Below are 13283 nucleotides of genomic sequence, written 5' to 3'. Positions count from 1 at the left end.
GCCTGACACGGGGGCGCCGCAACCCGACCACGCTGCACACCGGCGACGCCCTGGACTTCTGGCGCGTCGAGCGGATCGACCGCTTCGAACTGCTGCGGCTGCGTGCCGAGATGCTCGCCCCGGGCGGGGCGTGGCTCGAATGGCGTCTCGAACCGCTGGGCCCGGACCGGACACGCCTGCATCAGCGGGCGATCTTCTTCCCCAAAGGACTTGCCGGCAGGCTGTACTGGTACTCGCTGCTGCCGTTCCACGGGGTCATCTTCAAGGGCATGCTCGAGAACATCGCGGGGGCCGCGCGCCGGGAGGTGGGCGTGGACGGATGAGACCGACCGCCGCGGCGTCCTCACATCGTCGGATCTCGAAGGCGCAGCCCCGCAAAGAAGGTGGCCAGTTCATCGGGCGCAGCCAGAGGCAGCACGTGCGCAACGTACTGGTCGGGTCGCACGACGACGACGACACCACCGCGGTCGATCGCGCGGGACTCGAAGACATCGTCGTCGGGGATCGCGGCGTAGACATGTTCGTAGTCGACCAGGTCGAACGGCCCGACTCTCGGCTTGAAGATGTCCGGCACGCGGCCGAGCTCGATCGCGTGGTGGTCCTGCTGGTAGACGACCTTCAGATCGAACCAGTCGTTGGGTCGGACGCCGTCGGGGAGCTCCGCGAACGGCGAGTGCTCGGACGTGGTGAGCCACCGTGCCGCGCTCTCGAGAGCGGAATCATGGCCGGAGGCTGACTCATCCGCGAAAAGGTAGATCCTCCAGCGTCCGTCGGCTCTGGCGTGATGACCGAGGTGGACCGGGTTGGTGTCGGCCACCCGTGAGACCCTGGCCGACGCGAAACGCTGCCCGATCGGGAATCCCTTCGCAAGGTCCTGGTACGTCGCCTGGCCGACGATCATCGATGGCGGGTACTCGGTACGGAATCCGGTGCGGAACTCCTCCGTGCTCCGGAAGAACGTCGGCACCTCCGCGACGTCGTCGAGCTCGTCGGCGCGTTTGGCGATCATTGCCGCCCACGCCTTGTCGAAGTCGATCAGGTTTTTCGCGATGGCCTTGCGCTCGGCATCGTAGGTGGAGAGCAGCGACTCGGGGGCACGCCCGTCCAGGACGTGGCCGAGCTTCCACCCCAGGTTGAAGCCGTCCTGGAGCGAGACGTTCATGCCTTGTCCGCCCTTGGCGCTGTGCGTATGGCAGGCGTCGCCCAGGATGAACACCCGTGGCGGGCGTGGGTCGCCGGTGTGGTCGCGCAGTGTGTCGTCGAACTGCTCGGCCAGCCGGTGGCCGACTTCGTACACGCTGAACCAGGCGACCTGCTTCACGTTGATCGAGTACGGGTGCAGGATCTTGTTGGCCTTCGCGATGACGGTCTCGACGGGCGTGGCCCGGACGCCGCTCGCCTGGTCGGGGACTTCACCCAGGTCGACGTACAAGCGAAACAGGAATCCCCCCTCTCGGGGAATCACCATCATGTTGCCGTCGGTACTCGACTGGATGGTCGACAGCAGTCGAATGTCGGGGAAGTCGGTGTCGGCCAGGGCGTCGATCACACCCCAGGCATGGTTGGCGCTGTGGCCCTCGAATCGGCAACCGATCGACCGGCGTACCCGACTGTGGGCACCATCGGCCCCTACGAGGTACCTCGTACGGACCTCGAACGTCTCTTCTGCACGCTCCCCGGCGGTATGGGCAAGGGTTACGTATACCGGATACTCCGAGCCCGAGTCGGTTTCGTGGCTTCTGTACTCCAGTCCGAAGTCCGGCTTCATGCGGCTGGGCGAGTTGGCCATGAACTCGGCGAAGTAATCCAGTACGCGTGCCTGGTTGACGAGGATGTGCGGAAATTCGCTGAGCCCCTTCGGGTCGTCGAGTGACCGGCCGGCCCGGGCGATCTTTGTGGGATCGGCCGGGTCCGGCTGCCAGAAGGCGAATTCCGTCACGTGGTGCGCCTCGGCTGCCAGGCGTTCGGCGAATCCGAACGCCTGGAAGGTCTCCAAACTCCGGGCTTGGAGACCGTCTGCGTGTCCGACTTCCAGACGGCCGGCGCGGCGTTCGACGACCCGGGTCGTGATGTTGGGGAATTGCGAGAGTTGAGCTGCGGTGATCATGCCGGCGGGACCGGTGCCGACGATGAGCACGTCGACCGTGTCGGGTAGGCCACTCGGCCGGGTCGGCCCGACACCGGCGGCGGGCTGTACGCGGGGGTCGCCTGAGACGTAGCCGTGGTGATGGAACTGCATGGCGACGTCACACCTGCCCGGCAGACGACGCGATCGCTTGCGCGCGCCAGACGTTCCACGCGCGGGTTGCCTGCCCGCCGACGGTCGCGTTCGCGGCCGCTGCCTCACCGGCGGTCAAGTAGCGCGGTTCACCGAGGGCGAGGGCTGAAGCCTGCGCGTGGGCGTTGACCTCGGTGTAGACCGCCCGGTAGACGGCCTCGGGCACCGAAGCGCCGACTGCGACCGAGCCGTGTCCGCGCATCAGTGCCACCGAGGAGTCACCGAGGGTCTCGGCGAGCGCGGCGCCCAGCTGCGAGGAGGTGATGAGGAGGTCGGTGGCGTCACCGGCGACGTCGGCGATCTCGAAGACGGGTGTCTGCTGCGGGTCCAGGAAGCCGGCCATGTGAATGACCGGCCGCAATGGCACCGAGACGGTGCTGAACGGGACGACGGCGGGCGAGTGGCTGTGTACGACCGCCATCACATCGGGCCGACGGCGGTAGATCTCGGCGTGGATGAACCGCTCCAGATAGGGGCTCCGAGGGTCGTCTGTGTCACCGTCCAGATCGTGCTCGAGCAGGTCGGACTCCGTCACCGATCCCGGCGCGAGGTTGCGTGAGAGCCAGAACGTGTCGGCGCCCGGTGCGGTCCTCATGCTGACGTGGCCGAACGAGTCGAGGACGCCCTGGCGGACGAGGATGTGGTTGGCGGCGACCAGGTCGCTCACCGACGTGCCTTCGAGGGTGGTCATGCTGTCGATTCCTTCGCGTGGGTATGGCTGAGCGGGGCGGTCACGAGCTGAGGAAGACGACGCCGGCGCGCTGAGCCATGATCGGCTGGACCTGATCGCGCACCCACTGTCGGTGGGCCGGGTGGTCCCGGAACTCCAGGTAGCCTGCCTCGTCGTCGAACTCGATGAGGGAAGCGAATTCGAAGTTGTCCGGCCGGATTCGCAGATCTCTGCCCATCTTCATCGACCGGATCGTGGCGATCCGGTCCCGCAGGCCGAGCAGGCCGTGAGCCATCCGCTGTATCTGTTCGTCGGTGGTGCCCTCGTGAAAGCGGAGCTCGATTACGTGGTGCAGCATCGTCAATGCCCCCTGCGCGGGATGCTGACCGTCTTGGATCGGGTGAAGCTGATGATCTCCTCGAGGCTCTCCTCTTTGCCGAGGCCCGAAGCCTTGACACCGCCGAAGGGGAGGCCCGGGAAGTGGCGCGACGAGTCGTTGATCCAGACATAGCCGGCTTGGAGATCGTCGACGAACCTGTGTGCACGGTCGACGTCCTGCGTCCACACGCTGGCGGTCAGTCCGTACGGGACACCGTTGGCGATGCGGACCGCCTCGTCATCGTCGTCGAAGGTGAGCACCGACAGGACCGGCCCGAAGATCTCCTCCTGCGCGATCGTCATGTCGGGGGTGACTTTGTCGAACACAGTCGGGGCGATGAAGAGGCCCTCCGGCAGGTGGTCGGGTCGCCCGCCGCCGGTGGCGAGGACAGCGCCCTCGGCGAGCCCGGCCTCGATGTAGCCGCTGACCCGCTCGAAGTGCTCGCGGGAGACCAGCGCGCCCATTTCGGTCGATTCGAGGACCGGCACGCCGACCTTGATCTGTTCGACAAGTTCGACCACCCGTGCGACCACCTGGTCGGCGATCGAGCGGTGGACGAGCAGCCGGGAGTTCGACCCGCAGGACTCGCCCTGGTTAGCGGTGAAGTTCATGCCGAAGACGGCGCCCTGGGCCGCGGCCTCGATGTCGGCATCTGCGAGCACGACCATGGCGTTCTTGCCACCCAGTTCGAGGCTGACGTGCTTGACCCCGGCGCCGGCGCCGACCCGCTGGATGTCGCGACCGGTGCGCTCGCTGCCGATGAACGCGATGCGCTCGATCTCGGGGTGGGCTGCGATCGCCACTCCCGGCTCCGGGCCGGCGCCGTTGACGATGTTGACCACGCCCGGAGGCAGGACCTCTGCGATGAGTTCACCGAGTCGGATCGCAGACAGCGGTGCCTGCGGCGGAGGCTTGAGGATGACTGCGTTTCCGGCCATCAGTGGTGCGCCGAGCTTGCCTGCTCCGAAGAAGATGGGGTGGTTGAAGGGGATGATGCGGCCCACGACGCCGTACGGTTCGGGGCGCGAGTAGTGCAAACCGGTCCCGGCGCCGGGGTACGTCTCGCCCTTGATCATCAGGGCCCAGTCGGCGAACATCTCGAGCATGTCAGCGGCCCAGAGGGCGTCCTTGCGCATCGAGGTCACCGGGCTGCCGCCATCGAGCGCGTCGAGAAGACCGAGCTCGTCGGCGTTCGTCCGAATGTGCCCAGCGAGTTCGCGAACCGCGGCCGCGCGCCCTTGCGGCGAGTACCGGCGCCAGGTCTCGAAACCGCGCTGCCCCGACCGGACAGCGGCCTCGACATCGGCCGCACCTCCGTCGGCGACCTCCGCCAACGGCCGCTCGGTCGCCGGATCGACGGTTGCGAAGCCGGCGCCACTTACGGCCGGGCGAAGTTCGTTGTCGATGAGCAGACCCCAGTCACGCGACCGGATCGCGGCCAGCGTCTTCTCGTGGGGTGCGTACTCCGACTCGTAGGGCGACGTGCTCGTCATGGAGGATGGCATGGGTTCTCTGCCTCGTCAGGTTCATCGTTGTGATTCGGGTCATCAGGACGCGGTGGCGGCGCTCGTCAGGCGGGCGCGCAGCTCACGCCAGCGCTGCCCGCACTCGCGGGACGCGGCGGCGTAGGGCTCCGGCAGGTGGTTGTAGGGCGACCGGATCGGGCCCGGCCGGCAGTAGCCGGCGGTGGCGATCCGGGTCTTCTCGATCTGGAGGTTGTAGGAGGCGAAGAGCTCCTGGTCGGCGAACAGGTGGGCCGCAGGCTCGTTGGCCCAGGCAATGTCGGCCACCGCCTTCTCGACGGCTGCAGCGTCACCTGTCTGCAGCGCGTCCATCAGCACGATCGAGGGCTCCGGTCCCATTGCTGCGGCGGTGGCCCAGCAGCCCGTGGTGGTCGTGGGCGCTCGCTTCGCGAAGTCGTGCACGACCATGTCGCTGGGCAGGAAGTTCACCGTGCCCTCGGTTGCTTCGAGCATTCGCTCCAGATCGGGCGCCTTCGACACCTTTGCCGAGGTGACCGTGGGAGCTTGGGCTGCGATGCCCTCCCAGAACTCCACCGGGAAGGTGTAGCGGAAGGCTCGGGCGTTTGCGTAGACCATGACCGCCAGGTCCGGGAACGCCTCGCTGATCTGGGCGTAGTAGTCCACCGCCATCGCGGTGGTCAGCGGCTGCCACATCGGTAGGCCGAGCAGGGTGCCGTCGGCTCCCGACTCGGCGACCTTTCGCAGACGACGAGCGGTGCCGTGGCCACCCGAGCCGGTCGCGCCCACGAACGTCGGCACCCGACCGTCGACAGCCTCCACAATCGTGTCGACGACGACATCGAAGTCGTCCTCGCTCAGACTCGGGCACTCGCCCGTCGTTCCCAGCGCGATGATGCCGGAGACGCCGTCGCGCACGAGCTGATCGACCAGTCGCGCCGTCTCCTCGACATCCACCGTGTTCCGGGCATCGATCCGGTCGGAACCCGGCAGCGCGGGTGTCGGGATGATCCCGTACACCCCGCTGATCTCGGATGCGGTGATCACTCGGCCGCCCTTCGCGTCAGTCATCGTCACTACCTCGTGTTCCATCGAATGTTGTTGTTTCACTTCGTAAAGTTCGGAGGGGGCGGACCGGCGTATCCCCAGGTGTCGCCCTTCCATTCCTCGCCCCAGAAGACGGCCTCCAAAGGGGCGTCCACCTCCTCCTCCACCTGCTCGAGCTCGGCGTAGTACTCGATGAACACGCCCGCGGGGTCGGCGTAGTAGGTGAAGATGTTCTTTCCCGGCCCGTGTCGGCCGGGCCCCCACACGCAGGGCGTCCCTTCGCGGGTCAGCGCGCCGAGTGCCGTCATGATGCTGTCCATGTCGACGACATCGAATGCGATGTGTTGGATCCCCGTCCGTTCGGAGTCGCAGAGGGCGAGGGTGTGGTGATCACGGTTGCACCTCATGAACGACATGCCGCGTGCGGTCCGGTCGCTGACCCGCAGGCCGAGCCGGCCGTAGAAGCGCTCGAGTACCGCGCGCTGCGGCGTATTCAGCACGAGGTGGCCGAGCTTGCGGGGCGCGACGATCCGCGCACGGTGGCTCTCCTCGGTGACAGAAGCGCCATACAGCAACTGGACGAGGTTGCCGTCGGGGTCGCAAACGGCAGCACTCGCCTCGTGCCCGGGCCCGACCGCGTCCCCCGGCTCACGTTCCACCTGGCCGCCCGCGGCGACGGCCTGCTCGAACGCCGCATCGAGGTCGGCACGGGTCGCGACGTCGAAGGACACGTGCACCAGCTCCCCCCGGGTGGCGCCGGCGGGCGCCTGCTCGAGGGAGAGCCCGTGATGGGCGGAGGTTCGGGCTCGGAAATAGCGACGCTGCGCGTCGCCGTCGCCGCGGACGGGCGCCAGCCCCCAGCGGTCGCGGTAGAAGTCCTCGACCCGATCGAGGTCGGGAACCGCGAGCGCGATGTTGTTGAGCGTCTGCACCTTGATCACACGGACCTCCGGTTTCTGGTGTGCACAAGCAGTACGACGAGGAGTGGGCCTCATCCCCGTCGCGGGCGGTTCCCGATCCCTTCGGGGACCGCCCGCAACCCTCAGTGGTGGCGGACGAAGTCCGCCACGAGGCGGTTGAACTCGTCGGCGTGCTCGAGCTGCGCCCAGTGGCCGCAGCGGTTGATGACATGCGCGCGTGAGTCAGGAATGTTCGCCGCCAATACGAGCGCGGTCTCGAACGTGACGACCCGGTCGTCGCGGCCGTGGATCAGCAGCGTGGGTGCCGTGATCTCCGAGAGCCGGTTGGGATCGACCCAGATCGTGATGGGTGCCTTCGGTGCAGCCGCGAGCACATTGGCGACGTGTTCGGGGCGCTTGGCCACTGCCTCGGACCGCTGCCGGCACAGCTCGGGAGTGGCAAACCGCTCCTTGTCGAAGACCATGATCTCGACGAGCCGCTTCATCTGCTCGGGGCTGTAGTCCGACCAGGTCCGAGCCATGATCTTGAGCCCTTCGGAGGGACCGCCGCCGGCACCGAACAGGATCGGCTTCATCTGGATAGGGGCGCCCATGGTGATCAGGTGCGTGACCCGGTCCGGGTGCTCGATGGCCATCCGCAGCGAAGTGTGGCCGCCCATCGAGTTACCCACGAACGCCGCCTTCTCGATACCGAGGGCGTCGAGCAGCTCGCAGACCGCCTGCACTTGGTCGTAGGTCGAGAAGTCGACCTCGCTCGAGGCTCCCCAACCTGGGAGGTCCGGGGCGATGACGCGGAGACCCGCAGCGGCGATAGCTTCGATGTTGGGGTTGTAGTTGCTCCAACCGGTGGCACCGGGGCCGCCACCGTGAATCAGGATCACCGGATGGCCGTCGGCCGGGCCGGCCTCGTTGTAGTGGATGGTCCAGTTCTCGGTATCGACGTCCTTGGCGACGTCCGCCTCGATGAGGGTCATCAGTGGGCACCTTCCGGGGGCGTGTTGGTGAACGGGGCCTGGCCCAGCAGGGCGTGGACTATCTCGGGTGGGCGGTGTCCCCAGGCACTCAGCTGACCGAGGGTCTGCACTTCCCAGGTCTCGTCGTCGATGAGTAGACCGCCCCAGCCGTACTCGACGGAGAAGCCCGACGGCGTACGGACGTAGAAGCTGAACATGCGGTCGTTGGGGTGCATGCCGAGCGTCATCTCGAAGGGCTGTTTGGCATCCATGCAGCGGTCGTAGGCCAGGCCCACGTCACGGATGTCGGTGACTTCGATCATGAAGTGGTGGGTGCGCTTCGGGTTCGGCATGTTGCCGAAGGCGAGGGTGTGGTGCCGCGGATTGCAGTGCAGGAACACGACATCGGCGACGATCCCCGGCGCAAGTTCCTCGACGATGAAGTCGCTGATCTTGAAGCCCAGCAGGTCCAGATAGAACGCCAGGTAGTCCTCGCGGTCGACGTCCTTGGACATCAACACTTGGTGACCGGCCCCGCCCTGCCCGGTGACGAACGTGCCGAGCATCGTGCCGGAGTGGAACGGCGTCTCGGCGTCGGCGAAGCCGGTGACCAGCTCGATCCGGTTCCCGATCGGGTCTGCCGTGATGAAGATGCGGTCGACCTTGCGGGTGGTGGCGAGTGCTGCATCGCCCTCGGTGACCTCCACCCCGGCACCCCGGAGCTTCTCGACGATCGTGTCGAGCGATGCATCGTTCTCGACCTCGTAGCCGGTCGCGGCCAGGTCGTCGGCCGGACCCTGGGTGCAGAACCAGCGGTAGGCCTTGTCGTCGGTGCGGAAGCTGATCGAGTCAGAGTTCTTGTCGGCCACCTGCATACCGAGCAGGTCGCCGGCGAAGTGCTCCCATTCCGCAAGTTTGCTGACCTCGTAGACGACGTAGGCGAGCTCCTTGACTCCAGTCATCGTTCTTTCCTCTCAGAGCGCGGGGACCGCGAGACCGGACTTGTCGGCTGCGGCGATGAACTTGTCGGGACGAACCGCGACCGCCCTGACGCCATACCGCTCGAACCACGGAAGAAGCGCGTCCTCGAGGTCGACAAGATCGTTGGGGCCCTCCGTGTGGGACATCTTGGATCGCACCGTGCGGTAGGTCGCGCCGAGGGCATCCCACTCGGACTTCTCCTCGGCGCTCAGCAGGGTTGCCGGATCGACCTCGGCGCCGATCAGGACGAAGCCGTGCCCTATCAACTCGTCGACGCGGGCGCGGGTACCGACGTGGTCGCCGATGTGGGGCTGCGGCAGCATCCGGCCGACGATGCTCGCATCGCCGAGTTCACCGCGCAGCCAGCCCGCTTCCAACACCGGGGGTGCGAAGATCGGCTGCTCGGGTGGCGTCACGGTGTTCTCCGGGACGGCGTCCATCGCCTCGATTTCCTCCGGCGTCGCTTGCTGCATGATCACCCGGCCGAGCGCGATGGCAATGTTGGTGAAGAACTCGACGTTGGGGCGTCGCTCGGCCTCGTAGGTGTCCAGCCACTCTTCGCCGAGCTCGCCACGCAGGACCCGCGCAAGCTTCCAGCCGAGGTTGTGGGCGTCGCGGATGCCAGACTGCATGCCGGCCCCGGCCCACGGCGGCATCAGGTGGGCTGCGTCGCCGACGAGGAAGATTCGTCCGCGGCGCCACGACTCCGCGGCACGGACGTGGTGGTGGTAGAAGGCATACTGCTCGATCTCGACGTCGTCCTCGGACTTGCCCAGCGCGTGCAGTAGCGGCCACACCTCGTCGGTGGAGGGGAAGTCGGCCTCGGTCTCACCGGGCCTGAGCGCGATCTCCCAGCGGTGGTGGCCGCCGGAGAGCGAGATGTCGACGACAGGGTGCTCGGAGTCCGACCAGAATGTCGGGCAATCACTGTCGGGCCAGAAGCGCTTGGTCTTGCAGTCGATGACGATCCACTGGGTCGGGGCGGTATCGCCGAGCATCGGGATGCCGAGCAGTTTGCGCGTCGGGCTGGAGCCACCGTCGGCCGCGATCGCGTATCGGGCGCGGGTGCTCGTCTCTCGACCCGTCTTGCGGTCGCGGGCGGTGATCGTGACGCCGGTTTCGTCCTGGTCCACGCCGATCACCTCGACGCCCAATCGCACGTCGAGGGCGTCGTATTCCTCGGCGCAGCGACGCAGCTCGGCCTCCATTGTCGGTTGATAGATGTTGAAGAAGCGCGGCTTCGTGTTGCGCGTACCCAATTCGGACGGCGGATGCTGGACGCGCATGATCTCTTGGCCGTCGTAGGTCACCCAGCGCAACTTGTCCTCCGGCTCGATGACCTTCTCGATTCGCTCGTCGATCCCCAGCTCCTGGAAGATCCGCATCGTCCAGTCGTTGATCGTTACCGCACGAGCGCGGGCGTAGATGTCCGTATCACGCTCGAACGCAATAACACTCGCGCCCTTGTTGGTCAGTGTGAGGGCTCCCGCAAGGCCGGTCGGGCCATAGCCGATGATCGCGACGTCGGCATCGAAGTGGTCAGACATGCATCACTCCTCCATTGTTCGACCAATCGGTCGATAAGTTCGTGAGGAGCGTCACAGTTTCCGATCGCGCCGTCAACCATTGCTGCTCAAATTCCGCCGTGCAGAATTAGGTTCCCTTTCGCGGCTCACTGTGCTGGTGCGCCGAGAGTGCGAGATCCGGGCATCGGCAAGTCCGCTCTACAATCTGCACGTGGAAAGGCAGCGAGTCAGCAACCGGCGAGGGCGGCAGTCCCGCAACGAAATCCTGGAGACGGCCACCCGGGTCATGGGGCAGCGCGGTTACGCGGCCACGTCGCTGTCAGCTCTCAGCGCCGAGATAGGACTGGCAAAGAGTGTGATCCTCCACCACTTCCACACCAAGAGCGGACTGCTCTCGGCAGTGATGGAAACGGGCATGAAGGACTTCTTCCAAGCGCTGGGCGACCCGCAGACGAATCCGCCCGTCGACGGCACGCCCCGGGAGCGGCTGAGCTGGTTCCTCAATCGCGCAGCCGCGGTGTTGACCGAGCGAGAGGAGTTTCTCCGACTGCACATGCTGCTCATCCTCAGCGAGGAGGAGGACACGGGCGAGGCGGACGTTGCAGACACCATCGCGAGCGTGCGCCGCGAGGGCCGGAGCCACGTGAACCGCATGATCCGGGAGTCGTTCCGTGACCATGGGCCGGAGATCGCGAAGGCGGTTGCCGACAAGTTCGAACGATTCTGCATGGCCGGAATCGACGGGGCCTTCCTCGGCGGACAAGCCGAGGCCGGTCGATCGATGAGTGAGGAGATGGACGAGCTCGCCGATGCCATCACACTGATGGCGGAGGCGTTCTTGGCAAGGCTCGATGCAGACGCGCTCGGCACCGGTTCGGCGGCGAGCGGGCGAACGTCACCCGCCGGGCTGCTCGATCCAGCTCGGCCGAGATAGGCGCCGGGACCGCATCGAATGCGATCCCGGCGCCGGTTCCTCAGCTACACAGTGCCTTCCGCTACACCGTGCAGAGGGGCTTGATCTCCTGCAGTCCTTCCGTGGTCGGGGAGGTCAGCATCAGGCACGAGTTGTACCCGGCATCCTCGACGACCGTGCGGATCTGTTGCCACGCAGCGGCGTCCACCACCGGCGAGCGCGACAGCACGAATCCGGACACCCGGGTCGGGTCACCGACGAGGGCCCACGAGTAGTCGTCGGCGAGGTAGGTGACGATGTAGTTGCTCGGACCGTCGAGCGAGTCCTGGAACGGCACACCCGGGAACGACACGTGCAGCGACGCGGTGTCGTTTAGGCGGGCGTTGCCGACGATCCCGCGCCGCTCGCCGGTGATCGTCGTGCACGAATTCTCCACGCGCACATTGCGTTCGTCGATCAGGGTGTACTGCGCGGTGGTGTCGCGAACACAGTCGATGTTGTACGGCGCCGGATTGGCGGCGAGCTGGTACCAGCCGCCGACATAGCGCGTCACGTCGAGCTGAGGAACGGGAGTCAGCGGCGCCGCCTGCGCGGGCGCCGCGACGAGGGCCGAACCCACCGCGGCGAGCGCCGCCGCGGCGAGTCCGAACATCGCTCGTTTCACGGGATCTCCTTTCGTCGGTCCGGGCACCGGAATTACTGCTGAGGCGGCAGCAGCACGCCGTCGATCAGGTAGACGGTGGCATTCGCAGTCTTGATTCCACCACAGATCAGGTTGGCGTCGTTGAACTTCCAGTCCTCACCCGAGCCGGTCACCGTCACGGTCCCGCCCTGGACGGTGGTCTGGTCACCCGCGATGTCGGCGGGAGCGATCTGCCCCGGAACCACGTGGTAGGTCAGGACATTGGTGAGCAACGCCGAATCCGTCTTCAGCGTCTCCACGGTGGCGGGATCGACCTTCGCGAACGCGTCGTCGACCGGCGCGAAGACGGTGAATTCACCCCCGTTGAGGGTGTCCACGAGGTTCACGTCCGGGTTGAGCTGCCCGGAGACCGCTGCGGTCAGCGTCGTCAGGACCGGCACGTTCCCGGCGGCGGTGGCGACCGGCTGCTGTGCGAGCTCTTCGATCGAACCGGGTCCGGTCGGTACCTGCTCGGCGTAGGCGGCGCAGCCCGGGCCCACGAGCCCGGATCCCGCGGCCTCCGCGGTGGTCGTCGCTTCCATCGACGACATCGCCGAGGTCGCTGCCGAAGTCGCCGACTCCGTTGCGGAGTCGGAGTCGTCGGACGAGCACGCCGACAGACCCATCACTGCTGCGGCGCCGATTCCGATCAGTGCCATGCTCTTTCGCGTTCGAATAGCCATCGTTCGTCTTCCTTCCGTGGCGAGGGCCCGGGGGCTCCGTCGATCGGGTGTGTCACCGGTCATTCGCCACCGGTCGGGGGGCGGATGGGTCGGATCCGAAATTTTTTCGAGAGCCGTTTCCGGGGCCGGTTTCTGCGGCGAGCCATCCGCCGCGTCTGCGGCTCCGAATGGCGGTCATGGAGATTCCTTCGAGCCGCGGCCGCGCCCACGTGCTGGTGCTGCCCGGCGGCAAGCCGGCGAGTACCGCGACCGCCCGGTGGTGGCACCTGTCGCAGCTGCGGATGTCGCTGCTCACCGAGTCTCTGCGGCTGCGGTTTGCCGGCACCGGCATCACCGTCCGCCAGGTGCAATACACGGTGCGGGGCTGGAACGGGAACGTCCGCAGCCCCGTGCAGGACGGTCTGCGTGCCCTCGACGAGATCCGCCGCCGCCGGCCCGATGCGCCCATTGGACTTGTCGGGCATTCGATGGGCGGGCGCGTCGTCGCACACCTCGCCGCGCACCCTCAGGTCGAGGCGGTGGTGGCGCTGGCCCCGTGGTGGCCGGACAACGACGGCGCCCTGATCCCGCCGGGCCGGCGGCTCCTGGTCGCCCACGGCACCGCGGACACGTGGACCGACCCGTCGGTCGCCGAAGCCCAGACGGAAGCCGCCCGCCGCCGCGGCGTGGACGCGACCTGGCTGCCGTTCCCCGACGCCGGTCACTTCCTGCTCACCCGGCCCGAGCGCTGGCACGCACTGACCGCCGATTTCCTGTCCGACGCCCTGACC

The 13283-nt window shown here is 67.0% G+C and carries 14 protein-coding genes; 3 read left to right on the top strand and 11 right to left on the bottom strand.

Features of this window, described 5'->3' with window-relative positions; translation table 11 throughout:
- On the top strand, nucleotides 1-323 hold a 323-nt coding region (locus M1M07_RS30355), incomplete at its 5' end, for a DUF2867 domain-containing protein (RefSeq protein WP_248676536.1).
- Between the two features lie 20 nt (nucleotides 324-343).
- On the opposite strand, the gene M1M07_RS30350 is transcribed toward M1M07_RS30355, so the two are convergent.
- The 9 genes from M1M07_RS30350 to M1M07_RS30310 form a co-directional block, all read right to left on the bottom strand.
- Nucleotides 344-2239, bottom strand: coding sequence for an FAD-dependent monooxygenase (locus M1M07_RS30350; protein WP_248676535.1), 1896 nt, complete (start codon nucleotides 2237-2239; stop codon nucleotides 344-346).
- A 7-nt stretch (nucleotides 2240-2246) separates the two neighbouring features.
- Complete coding sequence (locus M1M07_RS30345; protein ID WP_197250240.1) at nucleotides 2247-2969, bottom strand: class II aldolase/adducin family protein; 723 nt, start codon at nucleotides 2967-2969, stop codon at nucleotides 2247-2249.
- Nucleotides 2970-3009: 40 nt separating this feature from the next.
- Entirely contained in the window at nucleotides 3010-3306 is a 297-nt protein-coding gene (locus tag M1M07_RS30340; protein ID WP_197250239.1) for a Dabb family protein, read from the bottom strand.
- A gap of 2 nt (nucleotides 3307-3308) precedes the next feature.
- On the bottom strand, nucleotides 3309-4820 hold the full coding sequence (locus tag M1M07_RS30335) for an aldehyde dehydrogenase family protein (protein ID WP_248676534.1): 1512 nt from the start codon (nucleotides 4818-4820) through the stop codon (nucleotides 3309-3311).
- A gap of 54 nt (nucleotides 4821-4874) precedes the next feature.
- Nucleotides 4875-5879 (bottom strand): dihydrodipicolinate synthase family protein, encoded by a 1005-nt coding sequence (locus M1M07_RS30330; RefSeq protein ID WP_197250237.1) that lies wholly within the window; start codon nucleotides 5877-5879, stop codon nucleotides 4875-4877.
- A gap of 35 nt (nucleotides 5880-5914) precedes the next feature.
- The gene (locus M1M07_RS30325) at nucleotides 5915-6796 is read right to left on the bottom strand and encodes a VOC family protein (RefSeq protein WP_197250236.1); all 882 of its coding nucleotides are present in this window, start codon (nucleotides 6794-6796) and stop codon (nucleotides 5915-5917) included.
- A 101-nt stretch (nucleotides 6797-6897) separates the two neighbouring features.
- The gene (locus tag M1M07_RS30320; protein ID WP_197250235.1) at nucleotides 6898-7749 is read right to left on the bottom strand and encodes an alpha/beta fold hydrolase; all 852 of its coding nucleotides are present in this window, start codon (nucleotides 7747-7749) and stop codon (nucleotides 6898-6900) included.
- Nucleotides 7749-8690 carry a VOC family protein gene (locus M1M07_RS30315; protein ID WP_197250234.1) on the bottom strand — a complete coding sequence of 314 codons (942 nt, stop codon included), beginning with the start codon at nucleotides 8688-8690 and terminating at the stop codon, nucleotides 7749-7751. Before M1M07_RS30315 ends, M1M07_RS30320 begins: the two co-directional genes overlap by 1 nt.
- Before the next feature lie 12 nt (nucleotides 8691-8702).
- The gene (locus tag M1M07_RS30310; protein WP_197250233.1) at nucleotides 8703-10256 is read right to left on the bottom strand and encodes a bifunctional 3-(3-hydroxy-phenyl)propionate/3-hydroxycinnamic acid hydroxylase; all 1554 of its coding nucleotides are present in this window, start codon (nucleotides 10254-10256) and stop codon (nucleotides 8703-8705) included.
- Nucleotides 10257-10446: 190 nt separating this feature from the next.
- Between M1M07_RS30310 and M1M07_RS30305 the strand changes: the two genes are divergently transcribed.
- Nucleotides 10447-11169 carry a TetR/AcrR family transcriptional regulator gene (locus tag M1M07_RS30305; protein ID WP_197250232.1) on the top strand — a complete coding sequence of 241 codons (723 nt, stop codon included), beginning with the start codon at nucleotides 10447-10449 and terminating at the stop codon, nucleotides 11167-11169.
- A gap of 61 nt (nucleotides 11170-11230) precedes the next feature.
- Here M1M07_RS30305 and M1M07_RS30300 read toward each other — a convergent pair whose 3' ends face one another.
- Nucleotides 11231-11812 (bottom strand): lipocalin family protein, encoded by a 582-nt coding sequence (locus M1M07_RS30300; protein ID WP_248676533.1) that lies wholly within the window; start codon nucleotides 11810-11812, stop codon nucleotides 11231-11233.
- Nucleotides 11813-11844: 32 nt separating this feature from the next.
- Nucleotides 11845-12513, bottom strand: coding sequence for a fasciclin domain-containing protein (locus tag M1M07_RS30295; RefSeq protein ID WP_248676532.1), 669 nt, complete (start codon nucleotides 12511-12513; stop codon nucleotides 11845-11847).
- 176 nt (nucleotides 12514-12689) lie between these two features.
- Here M1M07_RS30295 and M1M07_RS30290 point away from each other — a divergent pair.
- On the top strand, nucleotides 12690-13283 hold a 594-nt coding region (locus tag M1M07_RS30290; RefSeq protein WP_248676531.1), incomplete at its 3' end, for a dienelactone hydrolase family protein.

This window comes from Rhodococcus sp. HM1 (assembly GCF_023218075.1).
Taxonomy (GTDB): Bacteria; Actinomycetota; Actinomycetes; order Mycobacteriales; family Mycobacteriaceae; genus Rhodococcus.
The sequence above is the reverse complement of the archived record's forward strand: the minus strand, read 5'-3'. Positions and strand labels throughout refer to the sequence as shown.